The organism is Litorilituus lipolyticus (genome assembly GCF_006439335.1).
GTDB lineage: Bacteria > Pseudomonadota > Gammaproteobacteria > Enterobacterales > Alteromonadaceae > Colwellia > Colwellia lipolytica.
Genome location: NZ_SAWY01000027.1, coordinates 1 through 18210, shown reverse-complemented (window position 1 = coordinate 18210; position 18210 = coordinate 1). Strand labels below are relative to the sequence as shown.

Sequence of the window (18210 nt, the reverse complement as noted above, 5' to 3'; positions counted from 1 at the left end):
GCAAATTGATTAATACCACTTTGATATTAACTTCACACGGGTTTCGCTACCCTAAAACTCGACTAAAATCATTAAATAAACCAATCGCCATCAATAGCAATAATGCAATAGCACCAAACTTAAATCCTGCTTCCTGAACATTATCAGGGACAGGTTTTCCTGTTAAAAGCTCTATAAGATAATAGAGTAAGTGCCCGCCATCAAGTACTGGAAGGGGTAAAAGGTTAATAATTCCTAAATTAATACTAATTAACGCTAAAAAACCTAAAAAATAAACGATTCCAAAGCCTGCGCTGTTACCTGCACCTTGTGCAATACCTATGGGACCACTTAAGTTTTTAACTGAAACATCACCCGTGATCAGTTTGCCAATCATACTAAATGTTAATCGTGTTAAATCCCAAGTACGAACTAAACTGTGACTTACAGCATCAATAGGACCGTAGGCCAAATTAATTCTGTAATGCTCTGGCCATTTATCAAATTTAGGTGAAACACCAATATAACCTTGGCTTTTCCCTGCACGTTCAATTTTTTCAGGAGTAATAAATACTTGCTGTGTTTTACCACTTCTTTCAATGGTTAACTTAACTTCTTCATTCGGAAAGGTTTTAATTAACTCAGAAAATTTCTGCCAATTTCCTTCAACCGACTGTCCATTGACTTGTAAAAGCTTATCACCTACTTGCAAACCAGCCTTTTCTGCTGGGCTAGATTCACCTATTACCGCTAGTTCATTAAATACTTGTGGTCGAAATGGTATAATACCTAAACTTGCCAATGCTGATGTTTTATCAGGAGAGAACTGCCACTCACTAGTATTCAATACATAGGTACTAATGTATTGGGAGTCACTCCCTCGCGCTTTAACTTCAATGGATTGACTACCAATTTCACCAATTAACGCCAAATTAACAGCTTGCCAATCCAATGTGCTATGACCCGCCACACTGACAATTTCAACATTTGCTGGAACATTTGCTTGTGCAGCTATTGAGTGGTCATCAACATGCCCAATTATTGGCTTTATACTAGGAACACCAATTAAGAACATTAAATAAAAAGCAAAAATAGCAAAAGCAAAGTTTGCTAGAGGCCCAGCAGCGATAATGGCAATACGCTGGTATACAGACTTACTATTAAAGGTTTTATCTTTTTCATCTGCCGCTACTTCATCTACTCGCTCATCAAGCATTTTTACATAGCCACCTAAAGGGATCATGGCTAAAACATATTCAGTGCCATCCTTACCCGTTTTTCGCCAAATAGCCTTACCAAAGCCAACCGAAAAGCGTTCAACTTTCACACCATTTTTACGTGCAACCCAGAAGTGACCATATTCATGTACAGTAACCAATATACCTAAAGCAACAACAAAAGAAGCTAAGTTCCAAAAAAAATCAAACATATAACTATTTACTTACCTTCTGAACAACACTATCACTTATATTTTCACTAAATTTCTCAATTAACGTTGCAGCAAAATTACGAACGTTTTTATCTAACGCGATAACCTCATTTATATTTCCTACATGCTGTGAGACAAATTTTTTCACAGAAGTTTCATTTATTTTAAAAATATCAGTAAATTTTATCTTTTCGTTTAAAAATGCATCAACAGCAATTTCATTAGCAGCGTTTAATGCAGTACAAGCTGCTTGACCAGCTTTACAAGCTTCAATAGCAAGCTTTAAATTAGGGTATTTTTCAAAGTCAGGGGCTTGAAATTCAAATGAGGTAATATCAAAAAAGTTTAATGGCGCGACACCTGAATCAATACGCTCAGGATATGATAGAGCATGCGCTATTGGGGTACGCATATCAGGGTTACCCATTTGGGCTAATACTGAGCCATCTTTATATTGCACCATAGAGTGAATAGTACTTTGCGGATGTAAAACTACCTGAATATCATCCGCTTCAACATTAAATAACCACTTTGCTTCAATAAACTCCAAGCCTTTATTCATCATAGTGGCAGAGTCTACAGATATCTTGCGGCCCATATCCCAGTTTGGGTGGGCGCAAGCTTGATCTGGGGTTACTTGATCAAGCTCTGAGTTTGGCAAAGTTCTAAAAGGACCACCAGATCCGGTCAGCAGAATTTTACTTATTCCGTTTTCAAGTAAATCACACTCACCTACTTTACTTTGCTGTTTCTCTGGTAAACATTGAAAGATAGCATTATGCTCGCTATCGATGGGCAATAACACAGCACCTGATTCTTTCACCGCTGACATAAAAATTGCACCTGAGGTCACCAAGGCTTCTTTATTAGCAAGTAGTACTCTTTTACCTGCTTTTACTGCAGCCAGTGTAGGCATTAATCCTGAAGCACCAACAATCGCAGCCATCACAGTGTCTACATCAGAAGATTGAGCAACTTCTACTAATGAGTGTTCGCCAGATTTCACATCAATGCCATTAAGACCTTCATCATGAAGACGTTGTTGCATTTTTTGTACATGCTCAATAGAAGCTAACACCACAGTTTTGGGCATAAACTCTTTACATTGCTCAACAAGCAACTCAACACTTGAGTTCGCAGATAAACTGACAACATTAAATTTATCACAATGTAACCTAACAACCTCTAAGGTGCTTTTTCCTATAGAGCCTGTTGAACCAAGAATACATAACTGATGAATTGTCACGATATTACCAGCCTAGATAGACATAACATAATGCAAAAACAGGTGCCGTTGCCGTCAAGCTATCGATGCGATCTAAAATACCACCATGGCCAGGTAAAATTGAACCACTATCTTTAACACCAGCTTGTCGCTTGAACATACTTTCGTTTAAATCACCTAAAACCGAAATGGTTGTGATTAAGGCAGTTACGGCTAAAGCTATCATAAACTGTTGAGCCGTCCAGTCTAAATTAAATCCTAGTATCGCAGTGAGAATACACGCACAAATGACACCGCCAAGAAAGCCCTCTATAGTCTTTCCTGGACTAACATTAGGCATCAACTTATGTTTACCCATAGACTTCCCAACAAAATAAGCACCAATATCGGCACTCCATACCATGAGAAATAAAACCATTAATAACTGTGCGCCATGGTGTGGGTCTGTAATATTTTCATGACTTCTTAGCACCATAAACGCTAACCATGTAGGTACCAAGGTTAACCAACCAAACATGCCTCTAATAGAGCGATGGGCTGACCAAAAGCTACTAAAACGAGGATAACTTGTCATAAGCAATGCTGAAACTGTCCACCAAGCTACGGCAAGCCATAATATCACCTCAATAGGTTGCTGTATTTGTTGGCTAGTAAGCCAGAGTCCTTGTGGGGGGAATAAAATCCATAAAAACAAAATAATTATCGATGTCATAATAACAAAGCTAACTCTCTTAGTTTTACTGGCAAAGCCCATAAGTGGACCCCACTCCCAAGCGCCAATGGCCACCACAGCTAACAGTAGCAGAGCAAAGTAAGTTAATGGGAGATAAAAAATAGCACTGATTGCGGCAGGAGCTAATATAAGTGCAGTAATAATTCGTTGTTTTAACAAGTGTTGCCCTTTTAATTATTTCTAGTGATTTTTATTTTTCTTTAGTTCACTTAATAAACACATGAAAGATTTATCGCTTGCATGTATGCTAGAACCTAGCGGTAAGCATCTATTTCATTAAACGCTTTTTATTTGATCGCCTGTTTTACCAAAACGGCGTTCTCTTTGATCAAATACGCTAAGTGCTTTTAAGAATGCTTCTTCAGTAAAGTCTGGCCATAACGTATCAGTAAAATACAATTCTGCATAGGCAGCTTGCCATAATAAAAAGTTACTGATTCTACAATCGCCGCCAGTTCGAATTAATAAATCCAAGGCCGGTAGCGTCGCCAAGCAAGTATGTTCATTTAATGTGTCTTCTGTTATATCATCTAAGCAAAGCTCATCACTCTTTACTTGTTCAGCTAATTTTTTAGCCGCTGTAGCGATATCCCATCGCCCACCATAATTTGCTGCAATAGATAACACCATTCCGGTATTATTAGCGGTTAACGTCTCTGATTTTTCAATATTTTTTTGCAGCTTCTCTGAAAATCTTTGTGTATCGCCAATGACTTGAAAGCGAATATTATGCTTGTGTAAACGTTTGACTTCTTTTGTAAGTACGTACATGAACAAGTCCATGAGTACGCTAACTTCTTTCGCTGGTCTTTGCCAATTTTCACTACTAAAAGCAAACAATGTTAACGCTTCAACATTTAGCTTTCGGGCTGAAGTAACTACAGCTCTAACTGATTCAACACCAGCTTTATGGCCAAATACTCTCCCCTTCCCTTGCAGTTGAGCCCAACGACCATTGCCATCCATTATAATAGCAACATGCTTAGGTATCTTGTCTGCAATCTCTTCATTTGAAGAGTTAGGTGATTGGTCGTTATCCAATGAAATTTCCTATATTTTCTGAACATTCTTCACCTAGCTTCCTAAACACGTTTGCTAGATGAATAAAACAAAAACGCCAATCAAGCATTTACTCGATGTGGCGTTATCATTGTTTTAAAGCAAAATTAAATTTCCATTAACTCAGCTTCTTTTTTAGCAAGTAACTCATCGACTTGCTTAATATACGTATCAGTAATTTTTTGAACTTCATCTTCTGATTGGTGCATTTCATCATCACTAATTTCTTTTTCTTTATTTAGTGATTTAATATCAGAATTTGCATCACGACGAATATTGCGAATGGCAACCTTACCGTTCTCTGCTTCACCACGAACAACCTTCACTAAATCTTTACGGCGCTCTTCTGTTAGTGGCGGTAAAGGAATACGGATCAATGTGCCATTAGATTGAGGGTTTAGACCTAAATCAGATTTCATAATGGCTTTTTCAACAGCAGAAATCATACCTTTGTCAAACACTGTGATAGATAAGTTACGCGCATCTGGCACTGAAATATTACCTACTTGGTTTAATGGTGTATCCATGCCGTAATATTCAACAACAATATTATCAAGTAATGAGGCGTGTGCACGGCCAGTTCTCACTTTGTTTAAGTTATTTTTTAATGCTTCAATGCTTTTACCCATACGTTCTTGAGCATCTTCTTTTATTTCATCGATCACGTTAACTGTCCTGAAATTAATAGGTTAAATAAATATAAATGTTACTATCGCTTACTTAGCGTGGGTGATAGTTGTACCTTCATCACCACCCATAATAACTGTTTTTAGTGCGCCAGGTTTATTCATATTAAACACTTTAATTGGCATGCTATGGTCTCTAGCCAACGTAAATGCGGCTAAATCCATCACTTTCAATTCTTTATCAAGTACTTCATCGTAACTTAAATCTGAATACAATTCAGCATTTGGATTTTTTACTGGATCTTCAGAGTAAATACCGTCAACTTTAGTTGCCTTTAATACTGCATCAGCTTCAATTTCTATACCGCGTAAACATGCTGCAGAGTCAGTTGTGAAGAATGGATTACCTGTTCCTGCTGAAAAAATAACCACACGACCTGACTTTAATAAACTAATTGCATTAGCCCAGTTATATCTTTCACAAACACCTGCTAAATCAATAGCTGACATTAAGCGCGTATTGACAAAGGCACGATGCAACGCGTCACGCATAGCTAGTCCATTCATCACTGTTGCAAGCATCCCCATTTGGTCACCAACAACTCGGTTCATGCCAGCATCGGCAAGTCCTGCACCTCTAAATAGGTTACCACCGCCAATCACAAGGCCGACTTGAATACCCATCTCAACAAGCTCTTTAATTTCTTGTGCCATACGGTCAAGAATTTTTGGGTCGATGCCAAAGCCTTCATCACCCATAAGTGCTTCACCACTTAATTTAAGAAGAATGCGACGATAAGTAGGTTTAAGATTAGTGGTCATAGGAGAACATTCCTTCATTGGTGTTTATTATACGGCTAGTTTATTTTTAAAACAGCGTCACCCAAAGTTGGGCGCAGTTATTTTAATACGTTTAACGAACTATCGAAAGTAGAAAGTTAAAAAATCATGGCTAATCTATAGATTATAAATTTTCGGGCAAAAAAAACGCCTACTAAGTAGGCGTTTTTATTTTAACGACAATGCGTTAATTAAGCTTTAGCAGCAGCAATTTGTGCTTCAACTTCAGCAGCAAAATCTTCTTCTTTCTTCTCAATACCTTCACCAACTTCTAAACGTACGAAGTTAGTAACGGTGATGCCTTTCTCTTCAAGAATAGCACCAACAGTTTTCTTAGGTTCCATGATGAAAGCTTGACCAGTCAAAGATACTTCACCTGTGAATTTCTTCATACGGCCAGTAACCATCTTCTCAGCGATTTCTTCAGGCTTACCTTCGTTCATCGCCATTTCGATTTGAATGCGTTTTTCATTGGCAACAACATCAGCAGGAACGTCATCTGGAGTTAAGAATTCTGGCTTGCTCGCTGCAACGTGCATTGCAATATGCTTAAGTGATTCTTCATCACCTTCACCTGCAACAACAACACCAATAGTAGCACCGTGCTTGTATGAAGCTAAAGTAGCACCTTCAACATAAGCTACGCGACGTACATTGATGTTTTCACCAATTTTAGTAACTAATGCAATACGCTCTTCTTCAAACTTAACTTGTAAGTCTTCAATAGAAAGTTTTTCAGCAGCGGCAGTGTCAGCAACTTTGTTAGCAAACGCTAAGAAGTTCTCATCTTTTGCTACGAAATCAGTTTGACAGTTAACTTCAACTAAAACGCCATCTTTAATGATGATTTGACCTTCAGCAGCGATGTTACCTGCTTTTTTAGCCGCTTTAGCTTGACCGTTCTTACGCATATTTTCAATCGCAAGTTCCATGTCACCGTCAGCTTCTTGTAACGCTTTTTTACAATCCATCATGCCCGCAGCTGTGCGATCACGAAGTTCTTTAACCATTGCAGCAGTAATTGCCATGAGTTAATTCCTCAATTCTCAAATACCCCCACCTTAATAGTATGGGAATAAATATTAATAAAGAGCCATAAAAGCCCACTTTAACGTAGAGCCCTTATGGCTAATGCAAAAACAGTAAATTGTTAAAGCTTATTCAGCTTCAACAAAACCATCTTTTTCAGCTTGAACAACGATGTTTTGCTCACGACCTTCAACTACTGCGTTAGCAGCTGAATCACAGTATAATGTGATAGCACGGATTGCATCATCATTACCTGGTACGATGTAATCAACACCGTCAGGGCTTGAGTTGGTATCAACAACAGAAATAACTGGGATACCTAGGTTGTTAGCTTCTTTAATAGCAATGTGTTCGTGATCTGCATCGATGATGAAAAGAGCATCAGGTAAACCACCCATGTTCTTGATTCCACCTAAACTTTTGTCAAGCTTTTCCATTTCACGAGTACGCATTAATGCTTCTTTTTTCGTTAATGCTTCAAAAGTACCATCAGAGCTTTGAGCTTCTAAGTCTTTTAAACGTTTGATAGATTGACGAACTGTTTTCCAGTTAGTCAACATACCACCTAACCAACGGTGGTTAACGTAGAATTGGTCACTTTTTATTGCAGCATCTTTGATTGCATCACTTGCAGCACGTTTAGTACCAACAAATAATACTTTGCCTTTTTTCGATGAAACATTGTTTAAGAAAGCTAATGCTTCATTGAACATAGGAACAGTTTGTTCAAGGTTAATGATATGAACTTTATCGCGAGCACCAAAAATGTATGATTTCATTTTTGGATTCCAGTAACGAGTTTTGTGACCGAAATGTACACCAGCTTTAAGCATATCGCGCATTGAAACGTTTGGCATTTTTATATCCTTTATGGGGTTAAGCGTTCACACATCCAATATACACGACTCTTTTGGCTAATTAATCAAAGATTAATTTCAGCCGAGCACCCCGGTATACCTTGTAAAGATGTATGTGAGTTTATATTAATAATTGAAATAACATCATCGTCATTCCAATCGATTTAGTTAAGCTAAATAGTGCACGATAAATTTGAAACTGACCGTAGCTAAAATTTAGCGCGCACTTTATACCATAACCAACAATTTATAGCCAGTTAAATAAATCAAGATTATAGTGGGATATTTTACATAGCCGCGTTAAAATCAGCCTAATAAAATTGAAAACATTGTTAATTGATAGCTTTTTAGAAGGCTTATTAATCATTAAGGTACAAAATGGCCATTGAATTATTCTTCATCTACGACACCCATTGCCCTTGGAGTTACGTGACAACTCCTCTTGTTAATGCCATAAGTCAATCTCTTCCCCAAGTGAATATCCACTTATGGCATAACGCTTATTATGATGGTGATACTTATGTTGATGAAAAGCAGCTTCGTGAAATCAAAAGTCTCACGGATCATTCTTTTAGTGCAAATTACTTAGCAAATATAAACCAAAGTAAAGACGCCACCTGTTGCGCTAACATAATGGCATGGGCTGAAAATAAGGCACCTCAACAAGCCATTGCTTTATTAAATGCAATTCAAAAGGCGCACTTTGAGCAAGGTAATGAATTAACTACTGCTGACGCGTTTACAGATATTATCAGTGAATTGAAGATGTCGCCTCCAACAAAAGTATTTAGACAAGATAAACTGAGTAAAGATGCTGAAGCTATGGTGCATGAAATATTATCACTGCAAGAAATCATCGCTACACAAGCTATTCCAGCTTTATTATTGGCAGTTGATAATGAATTAGTTTTACTCAATCATAATTTTTATCTTCAGCAACCAGAAGCGATTGTTGATGCGGTAAAAATGGAAATAGAAAAGTTGAGTTAATAACTAAAACATGACACTTTTTAAATAATCCCTACGCAATAAAAATATAAACTGTTTTTATTGTTATATTCCTTAAGATTAAGAAATAGAGAAAATAATGGCCATTACAATTAAAAGCCAAGATGAAATTGAAAAAATGCGTGTTGCAGGGAAACTTGCAGCTGACGTACTAGAAATGATTGCACCACATGTTAAAGCAGGTGTAACAACTGATGAATTAAACACGCTATGTGCTGAGTATACTGAAAAAGTACAGCAGGCTATTTCTGCCCCGTTGAACTACCATAACTTTCCAAAATCAATTTGTACATCTGTCAACCATGTTGTTTGTCACGGTATACCTGATGATACTCCATTAAAAGATGGCGATATTATTAATATTGATATTACTGTTATCAAAGACGGCTACCATGGTGATACGAGTAAAATGTTTCTAGTTGGTGATGTTTCTCCTGAAGACAAAAGATTGTGCCGAATCACGCAAGAAGCACTTTATTTAGCCCTTAAAAAAGTAAAACCTGGTGTGGCTTTTGGTGAAATTGGTGCAACGATTCAAAAGTTCATTAAGAAGTCAGGTCGTTACTCTATTGTTAAAGAGTACTGTGGTCATGGTATTGGTAAAGAGTTTCACGAAGAGCCGCAAATCGTTCACTATAAGAACAATGATAAAACCAAAATGAAAGAAGGTATGTGTTTTACCATTGAGCCTATGATTAATTTAGGTCGAGCCAATACAATTTTAGATAAAGAAGATAATTGGACGGTTTATACTATTGACGGTAAAAAATCAGCGCAATGGGAACATACTATAGTCGTGACTAAAACTGGCTGTGAGATTTTAACGCTTCGTTCGGAAGAAACCTTAACTAAAGTATTAAATAATAGCTAAAGCAACATAAGAAATTAACTGGTAGTAAGCATAAATACACCCCATTAAACTTAACTGTTAAAGGCAATAAATTGACTACGCATAATATAGTTCCTGAACACTTTTTTGAGACGTTATCGATTACTTCACCCTCATTATCTAGTAGGGATATTTGCAACATAACAGCAGAATTTAATGATTGGTTAAAAGAAATTTTTGCTGAAAAGGATATTCGTGATTTACTGGCAGCTAGAGCTTATTTTGTCGATGCCATATTGAAAAAGCTTTGGTGTCAGCATCACCTTGATGAATACCAAATTAGCTTAGTCGCCGTTGGCGGTTATGGCCGTGGAGAGTTACATCCTCAATCTGATGTTGATATCTTACTATTGACTCAAGAAGACATCGATATAGACTTAGAAAGTAAAATATCCAGTTTTATTACCCAACTTTGGGATATAAAGCTGGATATTGGTCATAGTGTACGCTGCATTAAGGAATGTTTAAAACAAGCAGTTAAAGATGTAACTGTCGCAACAAACTTAATGGAAATGCGGCAAATAGCGGGTAGTGCTTCATTAACACAACAGCTATTACCTTTATTGCATGAAGATGTTTTTTGGACTTCAGAGAAGTTTTTCCTAGCTAAATACCAAGAGCAAAATAAACGACATCAACAATATCACGGTGCTGCTTATACCTTAGAGCCTAACTTAAAAGCAAACCCTGGCGGACTTCGCGACATTCAAACTATTGCATGGGTTGCCAAAAGGCATTTCCAAGCAGACTCATTAGAAGAGCTCGTTGAGCATGGTTACTTATACCCTAACGAAATGTTTGAACTACTTGAAGCTCAAGATTATTTATGGCGTATGCGTTTCGCTTTACATTTTGTCGCCAAACGAAGTGAAAATAGACTATTGTTTGACTACCAAACTGATGTCGCAAAAATGATGGGCTTTGGTGATGAAGGCAAAGCACCTGTTGAGCGCATGATGAAACGCTTCTTCAGAATAATTGCCCGAGTTGCCGAACTTAACACTATGCTGCTACAGCATTTTGAACAAGCGATCATCAAGAAACCTGAAGAAACGAGTATTACTGTTATCAATGATGACTTTGAATTAGTCGATACCTTAATTAACACCCGCAATGATCGAATTTTTATGCGACCAATCAAAATGATTGAAATGTTTCTAATTATCGCGCAAGAGCCAAGTATCAAAGGAATTCACTCTCATACCTTACGCTTAATGAGAAATGCCCGACGACGCCTTATTTCAGGGCTTATTGATTATGCAGAATGTCGTAGAATGTTCATGGCCATTATTAGGCACCCAAGAGGTTTAGGTTTAGCATTTAATTTGATGCATAAACATAGCATTATCGGCTCATATTTACCGCTATGGCGAAGCATTGTGGGTCAAATGCAATTCGATCTTTTTCACGCGTACTCTGTAGATGAACACAGTTACAGAGTGATTAAAAATTTATATCAATTTAGTTTAAAAGAACATAACCATAAATTCCCTCTATGTAGCAAAATAGTACAAAAAATCCGTAAACCTGAAGTACTTTACTTAGCCGGAATTTTTCATGATATAGCCAAAGGCCGTGGCGGCGATCATGCGGAACTAGGCGCAATAGATGCATTAGATTTTTGTTTAGCGCATGGTTTAAACAAACATGACGCAAATATGGTGTCATGGCTGGTGGAAAACCATTTATTAATGTCAGTAACCGCGCAGCGACGAGATATTTCAGATGAAAATGTGATCAAAACTTTCGGAGAAGTGGTGCGAGATGAGGCGCACCTTAACTACCTTTATTGCTTAACTGTCGCAGACATGCGAGCCACTAATGAAAGTTTATGGAATGGTTGGAAGGCAAACTTGCTTGAAGACCTTTACTTTAATACCTTACGAGCGTTTCGACATGGTTTAGAAAAACCTGTTGAGATACGGTCAAAAATTCGAGAAAATCAGCAGCAAGCTCTCACTATATTGAACGAGTGCGGCATTAATAATGAAAAGCTCACACAATTATGGCATGAATTTAAAGTTGATTATTTTTTACGATATGCGCCGGAGCAAATCGCTCGTCATAGTCAGCACATAATTAACCATGATAGATCTAAGCCTTTAGTACTTATTAGCCCTAAACCATACCGTGGTGGAACAGAAGTTTTCATTTTTACCAAAGAGAAAAATAATACTTTTGCTAGCACAGTAACATTATTGGGCATGAAGAAGCTTTCAATTCACGATGCAAAAATCATCACCACAAAAACAGGTTTCACGGTAAATACTTTTATCGTACTCGATAGTCGTGGAAAGCCGCTTAAAGAAAATTATCATATCGATGAAATTAGCAAAACGCTTACACAGCGTTTAAGCCAAGATGACATTTGTATTGAATCTATCAATTTGCCATCTAAGCACATAAAAGAATTTAGAGTCCCTATTCAAGTCAACTTTATTAAGTTACATGCTAAGAGCCTCACTATGGTTGAAATAATAGCGTTAGATAGACCTGGATTATTATCAAAAATAGGACAAATATTTCAAAGAGAAAGAATTAATATACACTCAGCAAAAATAACCACTTTTGGTGAAAAAGCAGATGACGTATTTACCATTTCAACAGTAAATGGCAATGCGTTGACTAAAAAAGAAAAAGCAGCATTAGCTGAAAAGCTTAGCCAAGAAATAGATTAATAATGCCAGTTAAACGTTTTTAAGTCTTAATAGGAAAAACATATGAGCACATTAAAGCAACACCCTCTTCAAGCTATAATTGAGCAAGCATTTGAAGATAGAGCAAACATTAGCCCAAAAACCGTAAGTGAAAGCACCAAACAAGCGGTATTAGATGCATTAGCTGCATTGAATGATGGCTCAGCCAGGGTTGCTGAAAAAATTGATGGCCAATGGTATGTGCATCAATGGTTAAAAAAAGCAGTACTGTTGTCATTTAGAATTTGGGATAACGAAGTTATTGACGGTGCAGAAAGTCGCTTCTTTGACAAAGTACCAATGAAATATAGCGAATATAACCAAGAGATGTTTGAAGCAGATGGCGTACGTGTTGTACCTGGAGCAAGTGTTCGTACTGGTAGCTTTATTGGTAAGAATGTTGTTGTTATGCCAAGCTTTGTAAATATTGGTGCATATGTTGATGAAGGATGTATGGTCGATGGTTGGGCAACTGTTGGTTCGTGTGCTCAAATTGGTAAAAACGTGCACTTATCAGGCGGCGTGGGTATAGGGGGTGTTTTAGAGCCTCTTCAGGCTGGCCCAACGATTATCGAAGATAACTGCTTTATTGGCGCGCGTTCAGAAATTGTTGAAGGTGTTGTGGTAGAAGAAGGCTCTGTTATTTCAATGGGTGTATACATCGGCCAAAGTACTCGCATCTTTGACAGAGAAACAGGTGAAGTGCATTACGGCAGAGTGCCTGCTGGCTCAGTTGTCGTTCCAGGTAATCTTCCATCAAAATGTGGTAAATATAGTTTATACGCCGCTATCATTGTTAAAAAAGTCGATGCTAAAACAAGAGCCAAAGTAGGTATTAATGAGTTACTTCGCTCAGTAGACGAAGAGTAAACATCACAATATCTCTTCAGAGACTCTCGGTTAAGAGCCTCTCTGTAAAAGCTTTGTATATTTAAACAACATCAAAGCCAACTTTTCCAAAAGGTTGGCTTTTTTATTTGCTGACAATTCTAAAAAAGCTATGCGTTATAATTTTGACGCTCCTAAATTATAGCTCCTATTTTTTGTAATTTAATTAATAAAAGGGCTAAATTTATGTGAGATAGCTATTTTATTTTAGTATTTTTTACTTGATATTTCTTAATGTTATAGAACTATTTTTTATTTCAGTTTTTTAATAACTAAATAATTTCTTCTTTGGCATGACACTTGCCCTACTGCTAATAATAATTTAACTCCGCTTTCAGAATAGCGAAAGCACTCATTATTAGGCCATAGCATGAATATATTAAAATCAACGGTAATAATATTAGTTAGCACTATGGTATGTGCGTGTAGTTCTACATCGAATTCTTACTCAAGTAATGAACAAAACAATGAACTAAATAACGGCTATTTTCAAAGTGATTTTTATCATTGCAACTTTACTACAAGTGATCAAAAGTCATTAAAAAAAACAAATAATTCAGATCATCAGTTAATGCTATCTTTACTGAACAGACCAATGACTGAAGATAAAAAAATGATGCTCACCTTTGCTCAAGAAAGAGCAAGTTATTTACCGAGTCAACTAGCAAATGGTATTCAAATTAAAGGTCAAGTTGAACAAGATGAGAGTAACGATAGATTTTCTTATCCTTATTCTGATTTGATAGCACAAGATATTAATGCAACTCATATTATTGCTCCGAACTAAGGCTAACTGTCAGAAATATAAAAACATCAAGCGCATGAGTTAAGAAAATTAAACCTTCTCGCTTTATATATTCGCTTTACGTAACTACCGACCAATTAAATTGGTTAAATATAGACTGCCACTGCTTATCAAACTTCACTTCTATTATTACCCGCTTACCAGTTACCGGGTGATTAAATTGTAAAGATTTAGCAATTAACATTAATCTTTTAAAACCAAAATGCTGAATAAAAAATGGATTTTGCTTGTTATCTCCATAATTAATATCACCAATAATAGGATGACGTAAGTGGGCTAAATGTCGACGTAATTGATGACGGCGACCTGTAACAGGAGTCAACTTTACTAATGAATATCTAATGGTGTCATATTTACCCAGTGGAATTGGCAGAGTTGCTTGCTTAACAACACTAAAGAAGCTTTTAGCTTGCTGTGCTTCTTTATGATGACTAACGTATTTATCACCGAGTTTATCTAGCTTCTCTTTTAGAGGGTAATCTATCACTCCCCTGTCTACTATATTTCCCTGCTCATCAATAGCATTAAGGTGGCCTCTAACAAGTGCATAGTAAGTTTTTGCCATTGACAGTTCTTGGGAATTATCTTCATTGCGCTGCTTATTTTCGCCATCTGTATTTAATGAAGCTTCGCCTGTTTTATTTGCAAATGCATCACTTAATTTACTCGCAACTTCTTTACTCAAGGCAAAGAGCAAAACACCTGATGTGGGCCTATCTAATCGGTGAACAGGATAAACATATTGACCTATTTGGTCCCTTACTAATTGCAGAGCAAAATAAATTTCATCTTTATCCATATAGCTTCTATGAACAAATAATCCCGCAGGTTTATCAACTGCGACTATATAATCATCTTGATATAAAATGGTGAGGATTGGCTTTTCACAGAGCCTTTCTTCCCCTTCAACTTGAGGAATTAATGTAGTTTTTGTTTTTTCATTAAAAGACATAAAATTAACTTTAAAGTGATTAATTATTATAGTTACACAGACAGTAAGTTTTCGAGTTCAGACAGTGTATTAATAATACTTTTGGACAAAATAATTCGAGAATTAAAAGCCTGCTCAGCAATAGGTGTTAATGCTATTTTAGTGGGCAATACATGTTTATTCGAAATAATAAATTCCATTTTGGGAATGAATATAAATTGAAGCCATTGTTCAAAACGTAATGTGTCGTAGCAAAAAGGTAATTCGCTTGCCAATGCTTCACGTGAGGGAGGCTTTCTTTGCCACAAGTTTCCAGCCTTTAATTGCTTTTCTAAGCAGGTAAGTAAAACTAAGGTTTGTTGTTCTTTTTCTGCCAGCATAGCTTCATTAAATTATTGCTAGGTTAATAGCAGTATTATCTCTATAATACTGCTGACAAACAATCACAAGTTCACTAAAAACTGCTTACAATTTGATTTAATAAGCACTCAAAGTATTTATGACAAATATCGAAACCATATCCCAGCTTTTACAATTATCAGGTTCACAATATCGACTTTTTGATATGGGACGTAAAATTGAAAAAATTTCAAAAGATCTATTTGAAAAAATTGAATTAAATCAGCTACCTTATCCAACACCTTCTCAAGGGCACGCCTTTATTGCAATTGCTTTCTGGCAAAAAATGTCTCCCGAACCGTATTTATGGTTAGTGAAATTACCTCTTGATGAACGTGGCTTACTTAATCAAGCCGCCAGAAACCATTTTATTGCCATTATAGTAGAAGCCTTAGGCTCTGATTTAACAAAAGATCCAACAGAGCAACAAGAAGAACTGTTAAAAAACAATCCATATTTGTTTACCCCTGCTCAATATAAATTAGCCAGTTTAAACAGTAAGCTTAAAGTCGAATTAAAGCAAAATGCCAGTGAATACTTTTCACCTTTTTTACAATACATATCTACAGAAAGTAATTGGCAAGAATGGCAAAATGTTGGCGTTCAAGGTATTACTGACTTTGTTGCCAGAATCAATCAAGACAACCATAGTAAATTATTGATTAAGGCACTTCCTAGCCTGCCAGAGGAGGTTTTACTTCCAATCTGTGGTGCTTTAGAAAATGAAAATTTAACCATAGATTTAATAGGTGCATTGATAGCTCAGTTAACAACTTCATTGCAATCGTCCAATAGTAATAGCCAAGTCTCACAATACCTGTTGCGTAGCCTTTCGGGTAACAGTGAGCATGTTAAAGTCAGGGCTTTTATTAAAGGTTTACTGCAACAAGATGCTGTGGCGGCAGAATTATTAATAACTTTATCGGGCAGATGTTGGATGTCCTTGAGTGAGCCAGATGTATTAATGGCCTTTTTCGAGCACTTAGTCATAACGAAAGATATCGCATTGTTCAATAGCATATTTAAAGATCTTGTTGCTATACCAGCAATTAGACCAGTAGTCTTTCAATGTATGCGGGCTGATAATCGTTCACAAGGGCTAGCACAAGCCATTGGTAACTTGTTTAATCAAGCATAAATCACCTATTTAGCAAAAGTTATTGAATGTATGGAAAATATATATTATTTATTAGTTTTTTGTTTATTCTGCTGGTATTTTGCATACTTGAGAAAAGTATCAGAAGCAGGTAGACAACACGTTAATACATATTGTAAAAAGTCAGGGTTGCAATTTATTGCTTTAGCTCGAAAATCAACACGACTAACATTTACTAAAAGAAAAGGACTTGTTTTACGAACAATATTTGATTTTGAATTTAGTGGTGATGGTGAGTCTTCTAATCAAGGTAAACTCATTATGTTCGGCCTAAAGCTAGAAAAGGTTGAGTTACCAGCTTATAGAGTTTAAGCGCACCTAACTTAATTTACCATCGCGTGAACTTTCGAATTTTAAAGTAATATCCAAACAATATCACTGGAGTATTTGTGCAGTTTTTCCAATCTATCATTTGTTTAAAAGGCTTAGATAATCGTAGCCGTTTTAGCACCATAGCTTTTAGCTCTTTATTTGGCTTTTTCCTATTAGCAAATGTATTTTCAGATTATTTTGTGCTTAATGTGCTAATACTAATAGTTACCTGTGCCATGTTAACTTTATCGACAATAAGACGTTTACATGATGCGAAACTTAATTCAAATTGGCGATATATTCCTGGGGTAGTTTTTGTTGTCTCAGGTATAACGATTTTACTATTAAACAATACTTCCAGCTTTTGGTTACTATTATTACCTACTTTACCTTGCGCTTTATTACTTACCTACCCTAGCAAGCAACGAAACAATCAGTATATTCTTGGTTACTTAGGTCCTGTCGATTTATCAGCATTTAAGGACGTACACTTGGCAACTCATAATACGAGCCAACGAATAGAGCCAATTCTAAATGGCGACACCACAGACTCATCGCAACACATTTTAGAGACAACACCTGAGGCGTTTTCAGAAGGTTACGAAGATGGCTCAATTGATAATAGTGTGAACCAATTTGATTTTGGCGAATTAGTCAGAATCAAGTTTCTCCAAAACAAAGCCCTTCAAAAAGGCTTACTCATTATAATTGTGATTATTATTATTTCTGTTGTAGCAGATAAACTTTTCTCAAAGTCACCAAGTAATGAAGCTGATAATCAAGTAACTGAAGATATTACAAAGCCCTTAGAGACTATAAGCAACACTGCCTTTTCAAGTGGCGATTTACAACAACCGCTGAACATGCCTGATAATTTCGATTTATACCAAACTATACACCAAGGTATTACCGTGCACTGGCAAGCTGATGAAGTGGTCAATGGCCCACTATGGGCACTAGCAACAGCAAAAGGTGATAAGAGCTGCCAAGTTATTCGTTTTAACAAAGGCAAGCCTATTAGAACCGTCTCCGTTGATATTGAAAACAATATTGATTATTACGCAAATTTCTCACCTTTGGACTCACAAGAGTTAGTGAAAGCCTTAGCGATAAGAGGAAACTTCTCTTTATGCGGTTATACCTTTTCATTAAAAGGTAGCCAAGCAGCACTAGGGAAAAATAAAGCCTATGCTGATTTACTCGATTAACTAAATAACAGTTAATAAAAAAGGATGCTAACGCATCCTTTTTTATTAAGGTTGACCCGTCCTAAATAAGGTTGACACTTTTCCACGATTAAATTGGAGAGTGTTATGAAATCAATCACTAAACGAACTCAAAGAGATTAC

At 36.6% G+C, this 18210-nt stretch carries 18 protein-coding genes; 8 read left to right on the top strand and 10 right to left on the bottom strand.

Annotated elements, in window-relative coordinates; genetic code table 11:
* Positions 1–46: 46 nt before the first annotated feature.
* The 8 genes from rseP to rpsB form a co-directional block, all read right to left on the bottom strand.
* The gene (rseP, locus tag EPA86_RS12050) at positions 47–1408 is read right to left on the bottom strand and encodes a sigma E protease regulator RseP (RefSeq protein ID WP_140603952.1); all 1362 of its coding nucleotides are present in this window, start codon (positions 1406–1408) and stop codon (positions 47–49) included.
* Between the two features lie 4 nt (positions 1409–1412).
* The gene (gene ispC, locus EPA86_RS12045; protein ID WP_170309659.1) at positions 1413–2648 is read right to left on the bottom strand and encodes a 1-deoxy-D-xylulose-5-phosphate reductoisomerase; all 1236 of its coding nucleotides are present in this window, start codon (positions 2646–2648) and stop codon (positions 1413–1415) included.
* A gap of 10 nt (positions 2649–2658) precedes the next feature.
* Positions 2659–3525 carry a phosphatidate cytidylyltransferase gene (locus EPA86_RS12040; RefSeq protein WP_140603950.1) on the bottom strand — a complete coding sequence of 289 codons (867 nt, stop codon included), beginning with the start codon at positions 3523–3525 and terminating at the stop codon, positions 2659–2661.
* 117 nt (positions 3526–3642) lie between these two features.
* Entirely contained in the window at positions 3643–4413 is a 771-nt protein-coding gene (locus tag EPA86_RS12035) for an undecaprenyl pyrophosphate synthase (RefSeq protein WP_140603949.1), read from the bottom strand.
* Positions 4414–4532: 119 nt separating this feature from the next.
* Positions 4533–5090: a ribosome recycling factor gene (frr, locus tag EPA86_RS12030; RefSeq protein ID WP_140603948.1), complete on the bottom strand. Its 558-nt coding sequence runs from the start codon at positions 5088–5090 to the stop codon at positions 4533–4535.
* A gap of 51 nt (positions 5091–5141) precedes the next feature.
* Positions 5142–5873 (bottom strand): UMP kinase, encoded by a 732-nt coding sequence (gene pyrH / locus EPA86_RS12025; protein WP_140603947.1) that lies wholly within the window; start codon positions 5871–5873, stop codon positions 5142–5144.
* A 209-nt stretch (positions 5874–6082) separates the two neighbouring features.
* A complete protein-coding gene (tsf, locus tag EPA86_RS12020; protein ID WP_140603946.1) occupies positions 6083–6919 on the bottom strand; it encodes a translation elongation factor Ts in 837 nt (278 codons plus the stop codon).
* 129 nt (positions 6920–7048) lie between these two features.
* Positions 7049–7777: a 30S ribosomal protein S2 gene (gene rpsB / locus EPA86_RS12015; RefSeq protein WP_140603944.1), complete on the bottom strand. Its 729-nt coding sequence runs from the start codon at positions 7775–7777 to the stop codon at positions 7049–7051.
* Positions 7778–8155: 378 nt separating this feature from the next.
* Here rpsB and EPA86_RS12010 point away from each other — a divergent pair, with 378 nt between their 5' ends.
* The 5 genes from EPA86_RS12010 to EPA86_RS11990 all read left to right on the top strand — a co-directional run bounded on the left by EPA86_RS12010 (position 8156) and on the right by EPA86_RS11990 (position 14045).
* Positions 8156–8767: a thioredoxin domain-containing protein gene (locus EPA86_RS12010; protein ID WP_140603942.1), complete on the top strand. Its 612-nt coding sequence runs from the start codon at positions 8156–8158 to the stop codon at positions 8765–8767.
* A gap of 97 nt (positions 8768–8864) precedes the next feature.
* Positions 8865–9656: a type I methionyl aminopeptidase gene (gene map / locus EPA86_RS12005; protein ID WP_140603940.1), complete on the top strand. Its 792-nt coding sequence runs from the start codon at positions 8865–8867 to the stop codon at positions 9654–9656.
* A 71-nt stretch (positions 9657–9727) separates the two neighbouring features.
* Positions 9728–12352, top strand: a complete 2625-nt coding sequence (glnD, locus tag EPA86_RS12000) for a [protein-PII] uridylyltransferase (protein WP_140603938.1) — start codon at positions 9728–9730, stop codon at positions 12350–12352.
* 42 nt (positions 12353–12394) lie between these two features.
* A complete protein-coding gene (gene dapD / locus EPA86_RS11995; RefSeq protein ID WP_140603936.1) occupies positions 12395–13240 on the top strand; it encodes a 2,3,4,5-tetrahydropyridine-2,6-dicarboxylate N-succinyltransferase in 846 nt (281 codons plus the stop codon).
* A gap of 388 nt (positions 13241–13628) precedes the next feature.
* The gene (locus tag EPA86_RS11990; RefSeq protein WP_140603934.1) at positions 13629–14045 is read left to right on the top strand and encodes a hypothetical protein; all 417 of its coding nucleotides are present in this window, start codon (positions 13629–13631) and stop codon (positions 14043–14045) included.
* A gap of 76 nt (positions 14046–14121) precedes the next feature.
* Here the strand turns inward: EPA86_RS11990 and EPA86_RS11985 are convergent, their stop codons facing one another.
* Together EPA86_RS11985 and EPA86_RS11980 are read right to left on the bottom strand one after the other, a co-directional pair.
* On the bottom strand, positions 14122–15015 hold the full coding sequence (locus EPA86_RS11985; protein WP_211664932.1) for a pseudouridine synthase: 894 nt from the start codon (positions 15013–15015) through the stop codon (positions 14122–14124).
* Between the two features lie 32 nt (positions 15016–15047).
* Entirely contained in the window at positions 15048–15374 is a 327-nt protein-coding gene (locus EPA86_RS11980; protein ID WP_140603931.1) for a YqcC family protein, read from the bottom strand.
* Between the two features lie 119 nt (positions 15375–15493).
* Here EPA86_RS11980 and EPA86_RS11975 point away from each other — a divergent pair, with 119 nt between their 5' ends.
* The 3 genes from EPA86_RS11975 (at position 15494) to EPA86_RS11965 (ending at position 18069) form a co-directional block, all read left to right on the top strand.
* A complete protein-coding gene (locus EPA86_RS11975; RefSeq protein ID WP_140603929.1) occupies positions 15494–16531 on the top strand; it encodes a DUF3549 family protein in 1038 nt (345 codons plus the stop codon).
* Between the two features lie 30 nt (positions 16532–16561).
* Positions 16562–16861: a DUF3301 domain-containing protein gene (locus EPA86_RS11970; protein ID WP_140603927.1), complete on the top strand. Its 300-nt coding sequence runs from the start codon at positions 16562–16564 to the stop codon at positions 16859–16861.
* Positions 16862–16938: 77 nt separating this feature from the next.
* Positions 16939–18069 (top strand): DUF805 domain-containing protein, encoded by a 1131-nt coding sequence (locus EPA86_RS11965; protein WP_140603925.1) that lies wholly within the window; start codon positions 16939–16941, stop codon positions 18067–18069.
* Positions 18070–18210: the final 141 nt, after the last annotated feature.